A 19,464-nucleotide genomic window follows, 5' to 3' on the forward strand; every position below is an offset into this window, starting at 1 on the left:
GTATAGATAAAATAATCGCACAGTCTATAGCAAATATCACTAAACACTCACCCGATGACTTAGTCGCTGAACTTTAAACTTCTAGATTCGCTCTCCCACCAATGTTGTTGTTAACAAATGTAAAGAACCAGCCCATTAAGTTAATTTTAATACAGTAAGAATAGAGTATGCACGCAAATGATAATCAATCCCATTAACAATAATGTAGATGATTCGCAGTTCATATCCTATACGGAGCTCTTATGTCACACAGCACTACGCTATCCTTAAGTCTAATTTCAACGGCACTACTTACCGCACTTTCGCCTCAGGTTATGGCCCAAGAGCTTAACTCTCAATCGACCATGGAACAGATCAGCATCTTCGGTAAACACAACCCTATTAACACCGTACCTGGCAGCGCGCATCTGCTAACTGAAGCTGATCTTGAAACGTTCAGATACACCGACATCATGCGCACTCTCTCCTCAGTGCCAGGCATCTATATTCAGGAAGAGGATGGTTATGGTCTGCGCCCTAACATAGGAATGCGTGGTACAGGGCAGAATCGCTCTGAAAAGATAACTATTATGGAAGACGGTGTTCTGGCAGCTCCTGCTCCTTATGCCTCACCTGCAGCCTACTATTTTCCAACTTCAGGCAGAATGCAGTCGATTGAGGTACTCAAAGGCAGCTCAACAGTTAAGTATGGACCTCGCACCACAGGCGGTGTGATCAATATGCTCTCTCGTCAAATTCCAGAAGAGGAGCTTGCGGGTAAGATAGATGTCGCTGCAGGCCAAAATGGCTTTGCCAAAATACATGCCTATGCGGGTGGACAAGGTGAACGAATTGGCGCAGTCGCCGAAGTGTATCGCTACCAAGCCGATGGTTTTAAAGATATCAATGGTGTCGGAGGCAATACTGGTTTCGAGAAAAGCGATGCCCTTGCCAAAATCAGCATTCGCTCAGAAGAAGGGGCTAAATATGGGCAAATTGTCGAGTTTAAGCTTAAATACTCAGACGAAGTCTCAAATGAAACCTATATGGGGCTCACCGATGCTGATTTCGAAGCGACACCTTATGCACGTTACTCTGCCTCACAAAAAGATGTGATGAATACTGAGCACAAACAGTTTCAGATCAATCATCTCATTGACTTCAGTGATAGCCTGACCTTAGGCACAACGGCTTACTACAATGGGTTTGCCCGTAACTGGTATAAAGCAGACAGAGTCGGCGGAGACAGCCTTAAAAAAGGCGGGATCGAAAATGCATCAGCATTTGATAAGAATCCAAACTCTGCTCCCATTGATGTGCGCGTAAAGGCCAATAATCGCAGCTATGTCTCTCAAGGAATACAAACTGAACTTAACTGGTTTTTAGATAGCCATGAGATCGCCTTTGGTGCTCGCTACCACGAGGATTCGATGGATAGATTCCAGTGGACAGATCAATATAACATCGATGCAAATCAAGTCATGACCTTGACGGAGAGCGGTATTCCCGGTACCGATTCAAACCGTATCGACAGCGCCGAGGCCATAGCCCTTTACGTGCAAGATAAAATCCAGTTAGGCAACTTCAACATCACAGCGGGAGTTCGCTATGAAGATGTCACTACCAATCGACTCGATTGGGGCAAAGATAACGTACAGCGTGATGGAAAACCCATTGAAGACATCAGTAACAGCTTTTCAACTTTGCTTCCTTCACTCTCTGCCACTTATCAGGTCAATGATAACTGGCTAGTATTAGCTGGCGTTCAAAAAGGCTTCTCACCTGCCGCGCCTGGCAATGCAGATAGAGAAGAGGAAAACAGCTGGAACTACGAGGCGGGTACACGTTTCAACGCTGGTGAGTTCAACTCAGAAGCGATATTCTTCTATAGCGACTACAGCAATATGCACGGTAACTGTACCGCAGCTCAAGGCTGTGATGAAGAGAACCTCGACAACCAATATAATGCAGGTGAAGTGGCAGTATCTGGACTTGAATTGAGCTTAGGCTACCAATTTAACGCTGCAGGAGATATCAGCTTTCCAGTAAAGTTGGCGTATACCTACACCAATGCTGAATTCCTAAATAACTTTGAATCTGAATTTGATGCTTGGGGTGATGTGACTAAAGGCGACAAACTTCCCTACCTAGCGGAAAACATCCTCTTCGCCTCAGCGGGCGTTACAGGTGACAGTTGGGAACTAACTTTAGCTGCACGCTATACCGGTGATATCCGTACTAAAGCCGGTCAAGGTGATATCGCTCAAGATGATCTCATCAAATCAAAAACCATTGTCGATCTATCGGGACGTTACTTTATCAGTGAAGCGCAAGAGGTTTACCTCACTGCAGAGAACCTTTTTGATGAGAAATATATCACCACAAGAATTCATGGCTCTAACTTTGCGGGTAAACCACTGACTATTTCAGTGGGCTATGCGTACAAATTCTAATCACAACAAATAAGTTTCACATAAAGATTAGAATAATTTTGCCAGATATTGTCTTCAAGAAAAGGTGAGCCTTCTAGTTCACCTTATTCTCTTTCATTAGAAAACACTCATTATAAAACAGAGTCTTACTCTCTCTCCCAGCCCATCAACACTTACACAAATAAACTCACCTTCAATTTACCTTTAATTCACAAACATTGATCTTAATCAAAAACATAATGATAACGATTTGCATTATCGGCAAACATTGTTAGAATTTAACAAAATTTAATAACCTTTGCACAACACTCGGGAAAAGAATGATGATGAAGAAAACATTACTTGCAACAGCCTTAGTTGGCCTATTTGCCAGCCAAACGGCTTTCGCTTCTGATGAGACCCAAGAGCTACGTAAAATCATTGAGCAACAGCAACAAGTACTTCAAGACTTAGAACGACGTCTTGAAGCAACAGAAACTCGCGTCGAGCGAACTGCCGACGTAGTTGAAGAAGTTGCAGAGTCTAATAGTGCGACGACCATTGGTGGCTATGGTGAACTTCATTACAACAACATTACCGATAACAAGACAGGGAAAGACAAGAAAGAGGTTGACTTTCATCGCTTTGTTCTTTTCTTTGGTCATGAATTTACTGAAAATACCCGTTTCTTTTCAGAACTAGAAGTTGAACATGCACTATCTGGTAATGATAAGCCTGGTGAAGTAGAGCTTGAACAAGCTTACATTGAGCATGATTTTAACAACATGTTTACCGGTAAAGCGGGTCTATTCCTGATCCCAGTTGGTATCATCAATGAGACTCACGAGCCACCAACATTCTATGGAGTTGAACGTAACCCTGTCGAGAAAAATATCATCCCATCAACTTGGTGGGAAGCGGGTCTAGCACTTAATGTTAAAGCAGCTCCTGGCTTAGCTTTCGACGGCGCCATTACCAGTGGCCTTGAAGTTGCCACAACGGGTAGCAAGGCATATAACATCCGTAGCGGTCGCCAAAAAGTAGCCAAAGCCAATGCTTCTGATCTTGCTTATACCGCACGCGCAAAATACACAGCTATACCGGGACTTGAACTTGCAGCAACAGCTCAATACCAGTCTGACATCACTCAAGGTGTAGGCGGTGTTGATACAGCATCGGCAACTTTGCTGACCGCTCACGTCATTTACAGCATTCAAGCATTCACCGTTAAAGCCCTATATGCACAGTGGGATATCGACGGAGCAGAAGCTAAAGCACTTGGACGTAATGATCAAAATGGTTGGTACATCGAGCCATCATACCGTATCAATAACAGCTTTGGATTGTTTGCTCGTTACAACGAGTATGACAATGAAGCTGGTAATAGTGATGACACTAAAATCACTCAAACCAATGTCGGTGTGAACTATTGGTTACATGAAAATGTCGTCTTTAAAGCTGACTATGAAACAGTGGGTGGCGCTAAAGATGCTGACGGTTTCAACCTCGGCGTAGGCTACCAGTTCTAATCTACAAAATAAGTTCCTAGGTGCTAGGTTCTAGGTGCTAAAAGCCGTAGCTTTTAGCACCTTTCTCATTTTTTACCTAAACTCAGACAGTTAGGATCTGAAACTTTATTTATTGCTGAGCATATGATGAAATTAATTCAAACATTAGCCATTGCTATCACATTAAGTTTAAGTTTTGCAGTGCTCGCTAATAGCCAGTATCAAGCACCAAAAGCGTTTATCAGCCAAGCCTTCAACGCTCCCACTCCTAAGGCTAAGGTATTCTGGATCGACGATGAGGCTCAACAGGTCATTGAAAAGATCTTGTCCCATAAATTTAAGAAACTGCGGATCCGCTACTGGCAGCAGGAGGGAGAAACCGTCTGGATATTAGATGAGATAGGTAAAGAAGCCCCGATCACTGTCGGTATTCATGTGAAACAAAAACAGATAGCCCAAACTAAAGTACTTGTTTATCGTGAAAGCCGTGGTGATGAAGTACGCCACGATTTTTTTACCGATCAATTCAAAGCCGCCAAGCTCAATAAAGAGCTCAAGCTCGACAGACATATCGACGGTATTACCGGTGCTACCTTGTCAGTCAGAGCACTAACTAAACTTTCACGTATTGCGCTCTGGTTGGATTCACGAGTAACAAGAAGCTAGTGATGAAACTCTGACTCTAACTATCGTTACCTGATATGCTTGTTATGATTTCCACCTGACAGAGTTAATAACAAGAATAATAATGGCCCATAAACATCTCCCTTCCAGCAGAAACCGTGTCAGCTTAATGCTTAAAAGACTGCTTAGGCCTTGGCATCAATGGTTGGGGATTTTCAGTGCCCTTTTCGTCTTGCTCCTTGCCATAACGGGCATATTGATCAACCACAGTCATCATCTTGCTATCGATATTAGCCATGTCAAACAAGCTTGGCTGCTGGATAATTATGGCATTACACCGCCAGCTCAGATAAATATTTACCAAACATCACCACTACAGCTCGCCAGTTCAGACAATCTTGTCTGGGTAGATAAGCATCTGGCACTCGAAGCCAACTCTACCATTAACGGCATCGTCCCCTTTGGCGGTATGTTCATCGCTATTGATAGCGATAACCTATACCTCATCTCTGCTGAGGGAGCATTACTTGAAAAGCAAGATCTGAGCACAGGCTTACCTTCAGGGCTAACATCTTTAGCCAATGATGGTCATATCTGGATAAACACTGATAGTGGCAGCTATATGGCCGATGAAGACCTTATTGAGTGGACTCAGGCCATGCCCTTTGTCCCACTGACTTGGGTTCAACCCTTAACGGAAGTGAGTAATAGCTCAGTAATAACGGCAACTCAAGAGATCTCACTATTAGCACGCTCACACCACCTAACCTGGGAACGCGTCCTGCTCGATATTCACAGTGGCCGTTTCTTTGGTGTTTTAGGGCCCTGGTTTATGGATCTGGTTGCCCTTGCTCTGATATTTATGTCACTGTCTGGAGTGTATTTGTGGCTGCAGCACAAACCAAAACGAATTAAACGAAAGTAAATTCGTTTAATTCGTTAAACCTAGGGTTCATTGTAACAACTTGAAAGCTCTATCTCTTGAACCTATAGTAACGAGCTCACGAGCATTCTCTCAGGCACAGAGTGCCGTCCTAGCTGCATTTAGCAAGACAAAGCCCGTTCTATCTACATCAATATTAATTGCGCCAGTTTTTCTCTCAACCAGATATGCGCGGGATTAAACTCATTACGTTTATGCCACATCATATTGTGTAATACTGGCTTACTTTTAAAAGGAGGGGCAATACATTGAAGGTTGAATATTTCGGCGTATTTATCTGCCATGCTACTACAAGTAGTACCGATACAATCGCTCTCTGATATCAGTGCCATCATGGCGATGAGTGAGTGACACTCACAACTGATTTTACGCTCACGGATCACCTCTTCAGTAAAAAAATCCAGTGCAGTAAGATCCGAACGACGCACTTTAATGATGATATGTTTCTCTCGGTAAAACTGATCTTTATCTATGGAGTCATGGATACGTGGATGATTCTTACGACAGAGCAGTGAAATACCTTCGCGATAAAAGAGTTGATTTGTATAGGAGAGGCTTGGCAACTGCCCAATATCGATAGCTAAATCGGCTTTTTGTAGACTCAACTGCTGCTGCAACTGCTCCTCGTCAGTCGGAGTCAGCTTAAACTCAATATCACACCTGCCCATCTCTGTGTCCAGTTCAACCAAAGGTTGCAGCAGACTCATCATGGGTTCATTAACATAAACCACAAATGAACGTGGTGTTTGCTTATCAAACCCCGACACATTACTTAATGCGCTATTGACCATGTTATAAGCAGGAGAAACTTGATTGGCAAATTGAATTGCCGCATTGGTCGGTGATATCCCTCGCCCTTCTCGCACAAAGAGCTCCACCCCAAGCGTTTTTTGTAACCGCTTCAATGCTGCACTGACGCCTGGTTGGGTCAAGCCTAAAGCGTCCGCGGCTAAAGTGATAGACCGCTGTTGATAGACCTCTAAAAAGATCGCCAGTAAGTTAAAATCGAACCTTTTATCCATAACTCCCCCAACCAATACTAAGGCTTTAATAATACATAAACCTATCAACATATAAATAAATTAACACAGGAATAAGTTAACACATACAGAATAGTTATGTTTTATCTAAAGCTGAGTTTATTGGTTAGAAAAAGTTCCAAGCCTATCCTATCACCAAGATTTCAAGACAAAGCAATCATGGCTATACCAATCAGAATAAAGATTTGATCGCTCAGCGAGAGTTAATCGGTCCTGAGGCAAGGCAACGAGTGAAGAGCATAGTTATTCTACGGTTAAGCTCGTTAACACAGCATCAGAACCGCTAAAACTCGCCTGTTAAGGAGTGTTTTTGGCTGCCTACTTCAGCGTTGAATGAATTCATAAGGGAACAACCATTATGTCATTCATTCGCCATGAATTAGTTTGCCAAAAAACACTCTGAGTAGATCAACTTCTTATGCTGATTGGTATCACTCCCAAGGAGAGCCGACACGTTTTGTCTTTACCCATTTTTAAATCTCTAAGGTGATTATTATGAAAAACAAGATGATGAACAAAACCATTCTTGCAACAAGCATCGTTAGTCTGCTCTCTTTTAATCTTGCAGCTCATTCCCACGATGAGGTTGAAAAACGCAACCATGAACATGAGCATATCAATGCCACTGAGATGGCAGCATACAAGGGAAAAGCAGCAACAATTCATACCACAGCCGCCAATAAAGCGCTGGCTATGCGCTTGCCATTTGCTGATATGACCGCATTTGAACAACAAAAGCGTGGCCTCATTGCCGCTTTTGGCGATCACGACGCAGGTAAAGCAAGGTTACAATTTAGCGATATGATGCAAGACATCGAGCCAACAGCCTTCCCCGATACAGTGAACCCCTCTATCTTCCGTCAAGGCTTAATGAACTACCAAGCAGAAGGCTTGTATCAAGTGGTTGATGGCGTTTATCAAATTCGTGGTAATGATATTGCAAATATCACTATCTTTAAAACAGATAATGGTTATGTGATCAACGATCCTGGCTTACTCGATGAGACCACTCAGCTTGCATGGGAGTTTGCTAAGCAGCATCTGCCTGCGCCTCATACCATCCACGCAGTGATCTACTCTCATCCCCATGGCGATCATTTCGGTGGTGTACGCGGCTTAAGTACAGACTTTAGTGATGATGTGAAAATTGTTGCCCCAGAGGGATTTGTACAAGCCTTAGCCGATGAAAATATGTTGGCAGGAAATGCCATGTCACGCCGCTCCAACTACCAATATGGAGTCACACTCGGTAAAGATGCTCATGGGGCGGTAGATAACGCCATCGGGTTAACCACGGGCATCGTCGGTGATCTAACCTTGATCACGCCAACACTGGATATATCTGATAAAACAGAAACCCACACCATAGATGGTGTTAAGTTTGAGTTTACCAATGTCCCTGGCGCTGAAGCCCCCGTTGAAATTATCACTTGGGTCGAGAAGTACAACACCTTGTTTACTGGTGAGCTTACCTATCATGGCATGCACAATATTTATACTTTCCGCGGTGCAAAAGTACGTGATTCATTAGCTTGGAGTAAATACCTCACCGACATGAAGCTTGCTTACGGTGACCGTATCGAAGCGTTAACCTCTTCTCACTCAGCGCCGGTATGGAATACAGCAGACATCAATGAGTACATCACCCTACAGCGTGATAACTACGGCTTTATTCATAATCAAGCTCTGCGTTTAGCCAATCATGGCACTACGATCAATGATGTAGGGCGTGAGATCGACAAGATAATCCCAGAAGCCCAGTTTAATACTTGGCACACCAATGGCTACCACGGCTCATACTCACATAATGCCCGCGCCGTCGTTAACCTCTATTTGGGCTACCATGACTTAAACCCTGTCAACACCAACCCACTAACGAGCCAAGACAAATCTTGTGTTTATGTGGAAACCGCTGGAATCAACACCTTAATGAGAGGCGCGCAAGCACGCTTTGATAAGGGCGAGTACCAGGCCGCTTCTCAGCTCGTTAACGATATCGTACTGTGTGACCCCAATAACCAAGCTGCACGTAACCTGTTAGCCGACTCTTTTGAGCAGCAGGGCTATCAGTCGGAGACCATGGCATGGCGCAACTCTTACTTGTCAGGGGCTTACGAGCTACGGACCAATACCATCCATGAGTCGATTAAACAGAACTCGGCAGACATAGTGGCTAATAGTCCGACACTGAACATCCTCGATTACCTTGCGGTACGGTTAAATGCACCAAAGGCAATTAAGGCTAACTTAACCCTGAGCTTTAATCTTGTGCATCCAGACAGTAACGAGTTTTTCTATTCAGAGATCTCAAACGGCAATATGGCCAACGTCAGTACGGAGCAAGAAGTAAAAAGTGCTGATGCCACCTTCTACATCAACAAAATCGATCTCGCTAAGGTGATGACAGGTCAAACAACACTCGCTGAGCTGTTAAAGGGCCAACAAGCCAATATCAAAGGTCAACAGGACTTTATCCAAAAAATCATGCCAAACCTAGATACCTTCAGCCCGCTGTTTGAAATCCTACCAATCGCAGAACAGCAATAGACCATTCTCTTGGTTCTTGGGGAATGCCCCAAGAGCCAGTAACAAATCACTCCCCTTCCTTTTTTAGAGGCAACCGCCTTTCTCTACTGAGCCTACAATATGAAAAAATTATCCTTAATCAGCACTCTCAACCTCATTACTCCCTTGAGTTTGGTAGCACTGTTTTTTACGCCAACCGGTTTTGCTCAGCAGTGGGATGGTGAAACTCAAGATATGTCTGACCCACTCGCGGTATACACTCAAGCGGGTGTGGGCGTTGCTAACCAAGGGATTAACTTAAAAATAGGCAACGCCTATGACACCGGAGATATAGATACCATGGCGATGAACATCGTCGAACTAAAAGGCGTAGGCGGTGACAGCCTTGGTCTAGATGGTAATAACTCTATCAACAACTTACGTTTTCGTAACTTCAACTTAGACAAAACCAATGGCCGCGGCTCGCAAGTTGATGTGAACTGGGACTTTAATACCAACCTAGGAAGTGCATCTTACAGTTTTATTCAAGCACTGCCGGCATTGGGTCCACTTCAACTTTATCCACTTGCAGGCATAGGCGTCACTCTTACCGATACTGCAGTCATTAGAGGCGATGAAAATCCAGTTGGTAGCGTGGGATACGCCATTCCATCAAGCTTTGCAGTGGTGGGGACTTATGCAAAAATTGCCATCACAGATAAAATCTGGCTTAACTATAACCCCATGTATATGACCACGTTAAACAGCAACCAATATATGTCGGATATGATGGATGGTTTTTACCACGAAGTGGTGGCCAGTTATCAGATAAATCCCAGACAAAATATTCGATTCTTCGTTAACTATGCAGCAACTGAATTTAATAAAGATAACAATATTGACTGGCGAATTGAGTTTAACCACCAGTTTTAATCATAAACTATCATAGAGATGCTCAAAATGCCCATCTAACGCTATAGGCATTTTGAGCATCTCTGTTACAGAAAACCGATCTGATTAACCCAATTATCAATGTCGATCTCTTGATAAAATTCTAAATTTCTGGTTTAATCGAAATATAAAGTTGTTTCGATAGCGACAAATTAGGCACGACATCAAAGGCATTATTATGAGTAACATGAACGTTCAGTTAGTGGATAAACAGATCACCGATGAATTGTGTGAATGGTCAATTATGCACGGTATTGCCTTTAAAAATAGTGATGGCACCGCAAGGCACTGTCCATTCAGTATTGCACCTATTTCTATGAAACGACATGTTTATCAGCATTTATTGAAAGTGACTCCCTTACTCACCAAATTGATCAGCCGGGTGTCTGAAGATCATTTATTTCTGCAGTCATCATTGAGTAAGATGGCGAAAGCAGATCCATTTTTCGAACGTTTAATGATGCTACATCACCAGATCCATGGGATTAAAGGTCAGCCATTATCTCCGGCTCGCCAGCCGCTGCTGCTGATGAGAACCGATTATATGGATGACCGTCAGCAAGGAGCTAAAGTCATTGAATTCAATGGTATTGCAGCAGGTATGGGGCCATTTGGTAAACGGATCACTCAGTTGCACCAATTTATGCAAAACCAATGGCCAGAGATCTATCATGACTGGGCTGAATCTCTTGAGGCAATCTCTGCCGACAACAACTGCCTTGAACAATTAGCTGACGCTATTGTTCACTCTGCACGTAAAATACAAGCAGATTTCAATGAAACAGACCAAGCCACTTTCTTGATGATTGTGCAGCGGCATGAAGACAATGTTTACGATCAGCACCTGCTTGAAGTTGAACTTAGAAAACAAGGCATTAGAACCGTTAGACGAACCTTTGATGAGCTGGCATCTCAAGTGTATACAGGTGAAAGAGAAAGGCTAATGCTTAGAGGGGTCGGCACTGTTGACGTGGTTTACCTACGTGCTGGTTATCAATATATGGACTATTTTGCTCCCCAATTGCGTGAAGATATCTGCTGTCAAACATTAAGCCAAACACGAGCCTTTATCGAGCAACATAATGTTGCTGTTAACGCGACAGTAAGCCAGCAGCTAGCAACCAGCAAAACAATGCAGATGATATTGACTATGATGCCTGAACAGGAGTTTGCCCCTTGGGGGCTTTCTCTAGAGGAAGTGAGGCTAGTGAAAACCGTATTGGCTGAAATGTTACCTATCAATCAAGATGTTATCTCATGGTTTGCATCCGAAGCAGATCAAAATGAATGGGTTTTAAAAAACCAAGGGGAAGGTGGAGGTCATTGTATCTTTGGCAATGAGATCAGTGACAAGCTTAGTCAACTGAAAGTTGGTCAGTATGATGCCTGGGCACTAATGAAACGCTTGCATCCACACGAGCGTGAACGTCCAACCATTGCAGTACGTGATGGTGAACAGATAAAAGTCGATGACTTAGTCAGTGAAATTGGTTTGTTTACTGCTTTTTTTAATGGTGAACCAGTGACTGAATTGGATGGTTATGCGGGTTACCTAGTACGAAGCAAGCCAGCAAAAGAGAATGAGGGCGGTGTACACAGTGGTCAAGGAATTTTAGATTCTATCACCTTGGTTGATTAGATATCATTTGAACAGACTACCAGAACTTCAGGAAGCTCTGGTAGTCTACTTCATGCAACGGCTTTGCTGACTTCTATTTGGGAAGGTTTTCCCAAATCTTGCCCAAATACAGTATCCCTAAAAATATGCTCAATATACGAGATTATTTAAATATCCTTAATACTTATTTGGCTATTTATTTTTTCAGTAGTGGAAAAATTAGCTGAACTGGTTGTCTCTAATGTTAACCCTCTTGTTTCTGGGGCCATCAATACTGAAATAACTAAGCCAAACAGAGATATTGCCGCACCGACTAATAAGGTAGATGAAATACCATAACTCGCCATAAATAAAGGTAAACCATAAGTAGAAACTATGGTGCCAATACGGCTAAAAGACATCACAGCACCAATAGCTGACGCTCTAATTTCTGTTGGGAAAAGCTCATTGGGATAGAGCCACTGTAAAATACCAGGGCCTCCAGAGAAGAAGGCATAAACAGCAAAAGCTCCTACAATTAACCATATACTGGGATTAGGTACGGTTCCAAGAAGTGCCAGAGAAGCAGTCATTATACCGAAACTACCGATTAACAGTGGTCGACGACCAATTGAGTTCAGCCAATACATGGCAGGGATGCAACCAGCCATAAAAAATATACTGATAACGATATTACCGATAGCCGAGTCTTTTCCTTCTGAAAAACCTAATTGGTCAATTATTTGAGGTCCAAATGTATATATAGCAAACATAGGAATGACCTGACAAGTCCATATCGTACCAATAAATATAATTCGCTTTAAATATATAGGTTCAAAAAGCTTACTGTATTTTGTTTCTTCAGCCGCTTCAAAACTAATATCAACATTTGGGCCAAAGAACTTATGCATTATTTCACGGCATTCATCAACCCGACCTTTTTTAAGTAACCACCGTGGAGACTCTGGTAGATGATAACGACCAAATAGAATTATGATACAGGGAATAATGGCACTACCAAACATCCATCTCCAACCATCTTGAACATCGTAAAGGAGGTAGCCAACCATATTGGCTGCGGTAGCACCTATGTACCACATTGCTGCGATGAAACCCATAGTGAATGCCCGCTGTTTCGTCGGTGAAAATTCGGCAACCATAGAGGTAGCAATGGGGTAATCAGCACCAATAACGATACCAATTAAGAAACGTAAAACAACCAGTTCAATGGGCGATGAAATAAACATAGTCGCAAATGAAAGTACAGCAATGGCTATGATATTAATCATGAACATTTTTTTACGACCAAATATATCAGCTACGTAACCAAATAGGGCGGTACCAATAAATAGACCCGCTAATGTGGCTGCACCAACTAACCCTATCCATTGGGTATCTAACTCTAGTTCAGGGGTCAGCTGCTGGAGTGCAAGTCCAATAATGACTAATACATAGCCATCTAAAAATGGCCCACCGCTACCCCAAAGCATTATTTTTCTATGCAGTGGAGTGAATTCCATATTATCGAAGTTTGTTCTTGGTTTCATGCTAATTACCACCAAATATATTTATTAAAATCTATGTGATTGCGCCAATGGATATATTAACGAACTGAATACACACAACAAGTCACATTAATACTACGCACTATAAATATAAAAACGGTGATAAAGACAATATTTCAGATAATTTAAAAGTGAAAATTAAACATTTGAGATCTAAAACACCATATTTAAATTTACAACTTTATTTTCATTCAGCCAAATAACAAATAGAATTAATTACATTTAAATTTCACAACGAGAAATAGTTGAAATTAATTTCAACTATTTGTTTTTAATCATGCGTTAATATACTATTTACTTTCGATATTACCCATATCGGTATTCAACGCCAAATGTTCCTCGAGGATATTCCCATTTTTCTAATATGGTATCACCGCATAAAAACTTACACGTACCACATTCTAAACAACCTGCAGAGTCAAATCGAATCGTTCCGTCCTCTTCAAGTTTATATAAACCTGCAGGACAAGCATTTATGAGCTTACGATACTCATTCATATTAGGGTTATCTTTTAAGATAATATGTGAATGCCCTTCGTCTACGTAGAATTTATTGACGCTCAATTTAACATCTACATTAACTTTTTCGGTCATATCGAAGTGACTCCTTTAATGCCATCTTTAAGCAGGTTCATGTAACCTACCTCTTTACAATGTTTCATAATGGTCTTACGCAGTGGTTGCGATTCGCGACCATCAACAGTAAACAAACTTTCCATTATGTCGGCAACCATCTTCGGATACTGGTTAAAGATCCGTGGAGTCTCCATAAAAGCTGGTAGGTTTTTATACAGTTTCAGATCTTTCATCAGGAAGCTCTCTTCCAAAAGAGTCTGATATGAAGATAAACCCGCTGCACTAAAATCATTAGTTTCACGCGCGGCTAAAACTGCTTTAGCCGCCGCTTCTCCTGAGGCTATGGCAAGATCCATACCGCGAACTGTATAGCCAATATTTAAACAGAAACCTGCAGCATCTCCGGTGATCAATACGCCATCATCGACCAATTTAGGCACCATGTTCAATCCGGCTTCAGGTACCACATGACCCGAATACTCAAGTAGCTTACCACCTTCAATCAATGGCTTAATCATTGAGTGGTTTTTGAAATCTTCCAACATTTGCGGAACGGTTTTATTTGAACTGCCTATATCGTGTAATCCACAAACGATCCCCAGTGACACTGAAGTTTTGTTGGTGTAAATAAAGCCGCCGCCCATCAAACCATTTGCAGGTGAGCCAGCGAATAACCAAGCCGCACCTTCATCATCGCAGAGATTAAATCTGTCCTGAATGACCTCTTTTGGCAGTTCAATCAACTCTTTTACGCCTACGGCCATTACGCCAGCACTAACTTTAGGCTTTATCATGCCTAGTTTTTCACCCAGCACGGGGTTAACCCCCTCAGCCAATATGACTGCCTTAGCCAGCAACTCATCACCGTCAGCTCGAACACCAATAACTTTTCCATCTTTGGTGATCAACTCATCAACGCGAATACCGCTAATAAACTGGGCACCCACCTCTTCAGCTTTCGCCATCAACCATTGGTCAAAATCCCCTCTTAATACAGTATAAGATTCTTGAACAGAGGTTTGTGCTCGACCATTATGATAATCTAAAGTGACACCGGTATCATCGGTTAAGAAGGTCACTTTCTCTTTGGTCACTCTTCTTTCTATTGGTGCTTCTTTAGCAAAACCAGGCATAATTTTCTCTAGGCTATGGGCATAGAGTCGGCCTCCTGTCATGTTCTTACTTCCGGCAAAATTACCACGCTCAATAACGAGGACGTCCGCTCCCTCTTTTGCTAAAACATATGCGGCAACGCATCCTGCAAGCCCTGCTCCAACGATAATCGCGTCAAATACATCTTCTGACATACAAATTTACTCTTCACATAGTTTTGGTATTAACACCGGGCTTATGTTCACTCGGTATTTGCTGGAGAGGCAAAACGCCCCGCGCTTAAATTAACTTTTAAAGGCGTTGATCAGTGCCGGAACCACCTTATTTAAGTCACCGACAATGCCGTAATCCACATATTGGAAAATAGGCGCATTCTTATCTTTGTTGACCGCCAGAATCGTCTGAGAGCCTAATGCACCCACCATGTGCTGGATCTGGCCAGATATCCCAAGAGCCAAATAAATTTCCGGCTTTAACATAACACCAGAGACACCGATATAACGCTCACGCTCCATCCACTTTTCTGTTTCAGCAATCGGTCGAGAACAGCCTAGCTCAGCACCTAGAGCCTCACCGAGCTCCGCTGCCATTTGCAGATTCTCTTGTTTACCAATACCGCTACCAATTGCAATAACGCGCTTAGCCTTACCTAAGTCGACACTTTCACCTTGCTTAGCACGGCGCTCGATACACCTAATAGCAGCTTTAGGTTCAACAAATGCAACTGAAATAGCTTCACCAGTTTTTGAGGTATCGACTTCAACCGCTTCAAATACACCATTCCCAAGCGTCACTATCGCAATGGATGATGTGATTTTCTCTTCGCCTATGGCCAAACCGCCATAAACCATATGCTTAGCTGTGACACCGTCAGCCACAGTGACTTCAGAGACATCATTGATAACACCGGCATTAAGTTGTACACCTAATTTAGCCGCCAATGCTTTACCGCGCTTAGTGGCGCCTAGCAGCATTAAAGTTTGAGGGTCACCATTAGAGATGATCTGAGCTATGGTAGCCGCGTAATCTTCAACTATTTTACTGGACTCTTTTTCGCCCAAATAATACACATGGCTTGCACCCAATGAGTACGCCTTGCTAATCTCATCTTCAGATCCCAGTACAAAAGCCGACACTTTTTCGCCTAACTGAACACCAGCGGCGATAACTTCAGGTAAACGGGAGGCGACATCGCTAAATACCCATACACTAGACAGTTTGCTCATCATTCTTTCCCTTAATTAAGTGCTTTACGCAGGTGATCTGCAAATGCAGCGATTTGTGCTTCATCATCACCATCGATAATGATCTTCTTACGATCGCTTTGTTTTGGCGCCAATACTGATACTGATTCAACCAGAACAGGTATCTCAGCAAGTTCGAGATCGTCGACACTTAACTTAGTCACCGGCTTTCTAGCGGCTGCCAAAATAGTCTTCATTGATGGGATAGATGGCTCATTGATATCGGTGGAAACTGAGATAACTGCTGGTAACGTGATCTCCAATACTTCCACTTCATCGTCTAAGGATCTTTCTACGGTAAGTTTACCGTCTTGGACTGAAATGATTTTACTTACGGCATTGATGGTCGCGACGCCCAGTAACTCACCGAGCTGTAAACCCACTTGTTGGGCATATAAGTCACCAGAACCATCACCACAAATAATCAAGTCAAAACCATTTTTCTGCGCAGCAGCAGCTAAAACTCGAGCGGTTTGATGGGGAAGCGCCTGTTCAAATTTATCGTCAACGACCACAGTTAATTCATCGGGTCCACGAGAGAGAATATCTTTACGGGCTTTAGGATTGTCTAAAGCCTTACCGCCTATACTTAGCGCCGTAATACAACACTCACCAACCATTGCCTTGATTCCGACAGCGGCTTCTACTGCATTGAGATCAAACTGATTGATCTTCGGTGCTGCTTTACTCATGTCTAGAACACCGCCAGCTTTCACTGCGATATCTTGCTCTTCAGGAACTAATTTGTAACACGTAATAATTTTCATTATTTCTCCAGTTTAGACATTACACACTTCTAAATTTAGTTTATGGCTATATTCTCAAGGAACTCACCGATACAACCTCAGATAATGCTTTGACGGTCAAACCGCTGCATAATTATTATTTGTTGCCAATCTAACGTATCAATAACTTCAATATATCGATTTTATAGATACACTTATTATGCCTACATTATATTCTAAATCTGAAGTTTAAAAGCGTGCGGGTTATTAATACTTATTGCTTCATCAGATTGGACAATTATAAGACCAGAATTAGCAATGCTAATGTTATACTGGTCACACTTATTAAGAGTTGTTACTTCTAACATCTTTAGTGTTTCTAACGTTACTATTAGCAACTCTAATAATCGTTAAGTTTAGGCATGAACCAGCCTTAACCTTAGCACTTTCAACTATAAAAGTAATAACCATATCAGCTCTGCTAATAGCACAACCCAGTACTTATAATATTAATATTAGCCCTACTAATAAGCATCTTTAGTAGTACTAATATTACTATTAGAAATATTGTTTTGTATCATAAAAAATATATTTTACTCCCGTAAATTTGGCATTAAAACGTTTATCACCACCAAGCAATAGTAACTATAAAAAAGATTAAAAACAATAAGTTAAAATAAATGTCAAAAGTAAACAACAAACAGCAACGTCTAATTACTGACAACTTTCAGTCATGTTAAAAAACGATCTCAGGACCATTTTTTGTGATGTGCATATCATTCATTTAGAGGCTATTTATTGCATTCGCCTCTATTTAAAACGTTCGTGATAACGATCACTGTATATGACATTAATGGCGTGCATTATTATTCCGAAAACCAAAAGACATTATTTAATAAGTCACCATCATTAAATCATTACCTAAAGTCGATTGGTTAGAAAAAACAAAAGGTACGTTAGGTTATTTAAATTTGCGTCCTTAACCCATTCTTAATAGTTTGCCTTGAGAGTCGGAACATAACCCCTGACTGACCATAAGCTAATACTAAGTTTGAAAATACACAGATTAAAAAACTTATAAACTTTAAATTTTGTCCTCTTAAAATAAGATTGAGATTTATTAAGATGAATAAAAAAACTACCGATGTAGATTCCACTGTAGGAAAGAAGAAGGTTACTATTGACCCGAAAATCTTTTTTCCTTCATTGCTTGCCGTCATATTACTGTCATATTTGACAGTAAGAGACTTGGATGCCGCTAATTTAGCTATCAGCGAAGTATTCCACTATCTAACTCACTCTTGGGGTTGGCTTTTTGAGTGGTACATGGTCTTCATGGGAGCCGGTTGGGCTTGGTTGACCTGGGGACCTTACGCTAACAACCGCTTAGGTCAGGAAAAACCAGAGTTTAGTACAGCAAGCTGGGTATTTCTGATGTTTGCCTCTTGTACCTCGGCAGCGGTGTTGTTCTGGGGTTCATTAGAGGTTTACTACTATGTTACCTATCCCCCTTTTGATATTGAGCCTTTGTCTATTCAAGCCAAAGAGCTAGGACTTGCATATAGTCTATTCCATTGGGGACCTTTACCTTGGATGGGATACGGATTCTTTACTGTGGCTTTGGGTTACTTCCTATTTGTAAAGAAAATGGATGTGGTTCGCCCCAGCGGAACCTTAGAGCCAGTTTTAGGTAAATACCACAAAGGGTTTATCGGTACCTTTATCGATAACGTCTACGTCGTGGCGTTGATTCTAGCCATGGGTACCAGTCTTGGTTTAGCCACACCTCTGGTAACTGAATGTATCCAATGGTTATTTGGTATTCCACGTACCCCAGCCGTTGACACTATCGTTATCTCTTCATGGATTGTATTCAACGCAATTTGTGTCGCTTTTGGTCTGACTAAAGGGATTAAGATCGCTAGTGATTTAAGAAGTTATCTCAGTATTATCATGCTTGTTTGGGTATTCCTTATTGGCGCAACCAGTTTCACTGTGAACTATTTCACTGACTCTGTGGGCATCATGTTAGAACTACTTCCTCGCATGTTATTCAATACGGCTTCGGTCAGTGAAGGCAGTTTCCCACAAGACTGGACCGTATTCTACTGGGCTTGGTGGGTCGTGTATGGCATCCAGATGTGTATCTTCCTCGCTAAGATCTCTCGTGGTCGTACTGTACGTGAACTTTGTCTAACTATGGTCGCTGGTTTGACTGCTTCAACTTGGCTCCTATGGACCATTCTTGGCAGTAACACCATGAATTTGATGAATGAAAATCTCATCAATATGCCGCAACTTATCGAACAATATGGTGCCGCCAGGGCGATTATCGAAACCTGGGCAGCATTACCCTTTAGTACTGTCACCATGTGGGGCTTCTTCATTCTATGTTTCCTCGCAACGGTCACCTTAGTTAATGCCTGTTCTTATACCTTAGCCATGTCCACTTGTAAGGGTGCTGATGCTGATAACGAGCCGCCTATTTGGGTCCGTGTTGGCTGGTCTGTACTTGTGGGTGTCATAGGTATCGTGCTGTTGTCACTAGGCGGATTGAAACCCCTACAAACAGCAATTATTGCCGGTGGAGCACCGCTAATCATAGTTAACGTCATGATTATCATCTCTTTCTTAAAAGATGCTCGCAAAAATAAATGGAACTCTTAGGTGAGGCCTTTATGCC

14 protein-coding genes are annotated in these 19,464 nt (G+C 42.2%); 8 read left to right on the forward strand and 6 right to left on the reverse strand.

What is annotated here, in order from left to right:
• Positions 1-242: 242 nt before the first annotated feature.
• From HWQ47_RS22030 to HWQ47_RS22045, 4 genes are all read left to right on the forward strand, one after another.
• A complete protein-coding gene (locus HWQ47_RS22030) occupies positions 243-2,432 on the forward strand; it encodes a TonB-dependent receptor family protein (protein ID WP_269968142.1) in 2,190 nt (729 codons plus the stop codon).
• Positions 2,433-2,731: 299 nt separating this feature from the next.
• On the forward strand, positions 2,732-3,919 hold the full coding sequence (locus tag HWQ47_RS22035; protein WP_269968143.1) for a porin: 1,188 nt from the start codon (positions 2,732-2,734) through the stop codon (positions 3,917-3,919).
• Between the two features lie 126 nt (positions 3,920-4,045).
• Complete coding sequence (locus HWQ47_RS22040; RefSeq protein WP_269971825.1) at positions 4,046-4,564, forward strand: FMN-binding protein; 519 nt, start codon at positions 4,046-4,048, stop codon at positions 4,562-4,564.
• An 82-nt stretch (positions 4,565-4,646) separates the two neighbouring features.
• Positions 4,647-5,447, forward strand: coding sequence for a PepSY-associated TM helix domain-containing protein (locus tag HWQ47_RS22045; protein WP_269968144.1), 801 nt, complete (start codon positions 4,647-4,649; stop codon positions 5,445-5,447).
• A gap of 143 nt (positions 5,448-5,590) precedes the next feature.
• On the opposite strand, the gene HWQ47_RS22050 is transcribed toward HWQ47_RS22045, so the two are convergent.
• Positions 5,591-6,487 (reverse strand): LysR family transcriptional regulator, encoded by an 897-nt coding sequence (locus tag HWQ47_RS22050; protein WP_269968145.1) that lies wholly within the window; start codon positions 6,485-6,487, stop codon positions 5,591-5,593.
• Positions 6,488-7,000: 513 nt separating this feature from the next.
• On the opposite strand from HWQ47_RS22050, the gene HWQ47_RS22055 reads away from it, so the two are divergent.
• The 3 genes from HWQ47_RS22055 (at position 7,001) to HWQ47_RS22065 (ending at position 11,600) form a co-directional block, all read left to right on the forward strand.
• Positions 7,001-9,052, forward strand: a complete 2,052-nt coding sequence (locus HWQ47_RS22055; RefSeq protein WP_269968146.1) for an alkyl/aryl-sulfatase — start codon at positions 7,001-7,003, stop codon at positions 9,050-9,052.
• Between the two features lie 99 nt (positions 9,053-9,151).
• A complete protein-coding gene (locus HWQ47_RS22060) occupies positions 9,152-9,943 on the forward strand; it encodes a hypothetical protein (protein WP_269968147.1) in 792 nt (263 codons plus the stop codon).
• A gap of 196 nt (positions 9,944-10,139) precedes the next feature.
• Positions 10,140-11,600, forward strand: a complete 1,461-nt coding sequence (locus tag HWQ47_RS22065; RefSeq protein ID WP_269968148.1) for a glutathione synthase — start codon at positions 10,140-10,142, stop codon at positions 11,598-11,600.
• Positions 11,601-11,746: 146 nt separating this feature from the next.
• On the opposite strand, the gene HWQ47_RS22070 is transcribed toward HWQ47_RS22065, so the two are convergent.
• From HWQ47_RS22070 to HWQ47_RS22090, 5 genes are all read right to left on the reverse strand, one after another.
• Positions 11,747-13,105: an MFS transporter gene (locus HWQ47_RS22070; RefSeq protein WP_269968149.1), complete on the reverse strand. Its 1,359-nt coding sequence runs from the start codon at positions 13,103-13,105 to the stop codon at positions 11,747-11,749.
• Between the two features lie 324 nt (positions 13,106-13,429).
• Entirely contained in the window at positions 13,430-13,717 is a 288-nt protein-coding gene (locus HWQ47_RS22075; RefSeq protein ID WP_269968150.1) for a 4Fe-4S dicluster domain-containing protein, read from the reverse strand.
• On the reverse strand, positions 13,714-15,006 hold the full coding sequence (locus HWQ47_RS22080) for an FAD-dependent oxidoreductase (protein WP_269968151.1): 1,293 nt from the start codon (positions 15,004-15,006) through the stop codon (positions 13,714-13,716). Before HWQ47_RS22080 ends, HWQ47_RS22075 begins: the two co-directional genes overlap by 4 nt.
• A 90-nt stretch (positions 15,007-15,096) precedes the next feature.
• Positions 15,097-16,041, reverse strand: coding sequence for an FAD-binding protein (locus tag HWQ47_RS22085; protein WP_269968152.1), 945 nt, complete (start codon positions 16,039-16,041; stop codon positions 15,097-15,099).
• Positions 16,042-16,049: 8 nt separating this feature from the next.
• On the reverse strand, positions 16,050-16,823 hold the full coding sequence (locus tag HWQ47_RS22090) for an electron transfer flavoprotein (RefSeq protein WP_269968153.1): 774 nt from the start codon (positions 16,821-16,823) through the stop codon (positions 16,050-16,052).
• A 1,083-nt stretch (positions 16,824-17,906) separates the two neighbouring features.
• Between HWQ47_RS22090 and caiT the strand changes: the two genes are divergently transcribed.
• Positions 17,907-19,448, forward strand: a complete 1,542-nt coding sequence (gene caiT, locus HWQ47_RS22095; protein WP_269968154.1) for an L-carnitine/gamma-butyrobetaine antiporter — start codon at positions 17,907-17,909, stop codon at positions 19,446-19,448.
• Positions 19,449-19,464 lie beyond the last annotated feature (16 nt).

Origin of the sequence: Shewanella sp. MTB7 (genome assembly GCF_027571385.1) — a bacterium.
Taxonomy (GTDB): domain Bacteria; phylum Pseudomonadota; class Gammaproteobacteria; order Enterobacterales; family Shewanellaceae; genus Shewanella.

Excerpts from the sequence above, each read along its gene's own strand:
- HWQ47_RS22060 (WP_269968147.1), top strand. The coding sequence starts at position 9,152 with ATGAAAAAATTATCCTTAATCAGCACTCTCAACCTCATTACTCCCTTG.
- HWQ47_RS22085 (WP_269968152.1), bottom strand. The coding sequence starts at position 16,041 with ATGATGAGCAAACTGTCTAGTGTATGGGTATTTAGCGATGTCGCCTCC.
- HWQ47_RS22030 (WP_269968142.1), top strand. The coding sequence starts at position 243 with ATGTCACACAGCACTACGCTATCCTTAAGTCTAATTTCAACGGCACTA.
- HWQ47_RS22090 (WP_269968153.1), bottom strand. The coding sequence starts at position 16,823 with ATGAAAATTATTACGTGTTACAAATTAGTTCCTGAAGAGCAAGATATC.
- HWQ47_RS22075 (WP_269968150.1), bottom strand. The coding sequence starts at position 13,717 with ATGACCGAAAAAGTTAATGTAGATGTTAAATTGAGCGTCAATAAATTC.
- HWQ47_RS22045 (WP_269968144.1), top strand. The coding sequence starts at position 4,647 with ATGGCCCATAAACATCTCCCTTCCAGCAGAAACCGTGTCAGCTTAATG.
- HWQ47_RS22040 (WP_269971825.1), top strand. The coding sequence starts at position 4,046 with ATGAAATTAATTCAAACATTAGCCATTGCTATCACATTAAGTTTAAGT.
- HWQ47_RS22050 (WP_269968145.1), bottom strand. The coding sequence starts at position 6,487 with ATGGATAAAAGGTTCGATTTTAACTTACTGGCGATCTTTTTAGAGGTC.
- HWQ47_RS22065 (WP_269968148.1), top strand. The coding sequence starts at position 10,140 with ATGAGTAACATGAACGTTCAGTTAGTGGATAAACAGATCACCGATGAA.
- HWQ47_RS22080 (WP_269968151.1), bottom strand. The coding sequence starts at position 15,006 with ATGTCAGAAGATGTATTTGACGCGATTATCGTTGGAGCAGGGCTTGCA.
- HWQ47_RS22070 (WP_269968149.1), bottom strand. The coding sequence starts at position 13,105 with ATGAAACCAAGAACAAACTTCGATAATATGGAATTCACTCCACTGCAT.
- HWQ47_RS22055 (WP_269968146.1), top strand. The coding sequence starts at position 7,001 with ATGAAAAACAAGATGATGAACAAAACCATTCTTGCAACAAGCATCGTT.
- caiT (WP_269968154.1), top strand. The coding sequence starts at position 17,907 with ATGAATAAAAAAACTACCGATGTAGATTCCACTGTAGGAAAGAAGAAG.
- HWQ47_RS22035 (WP_269968143.1), top strand. The coding sequence starts at position 2,732 with ATGATGATGAAGAAAACATTACTTGCAACAGCCTTAGTTGGCCTATTT.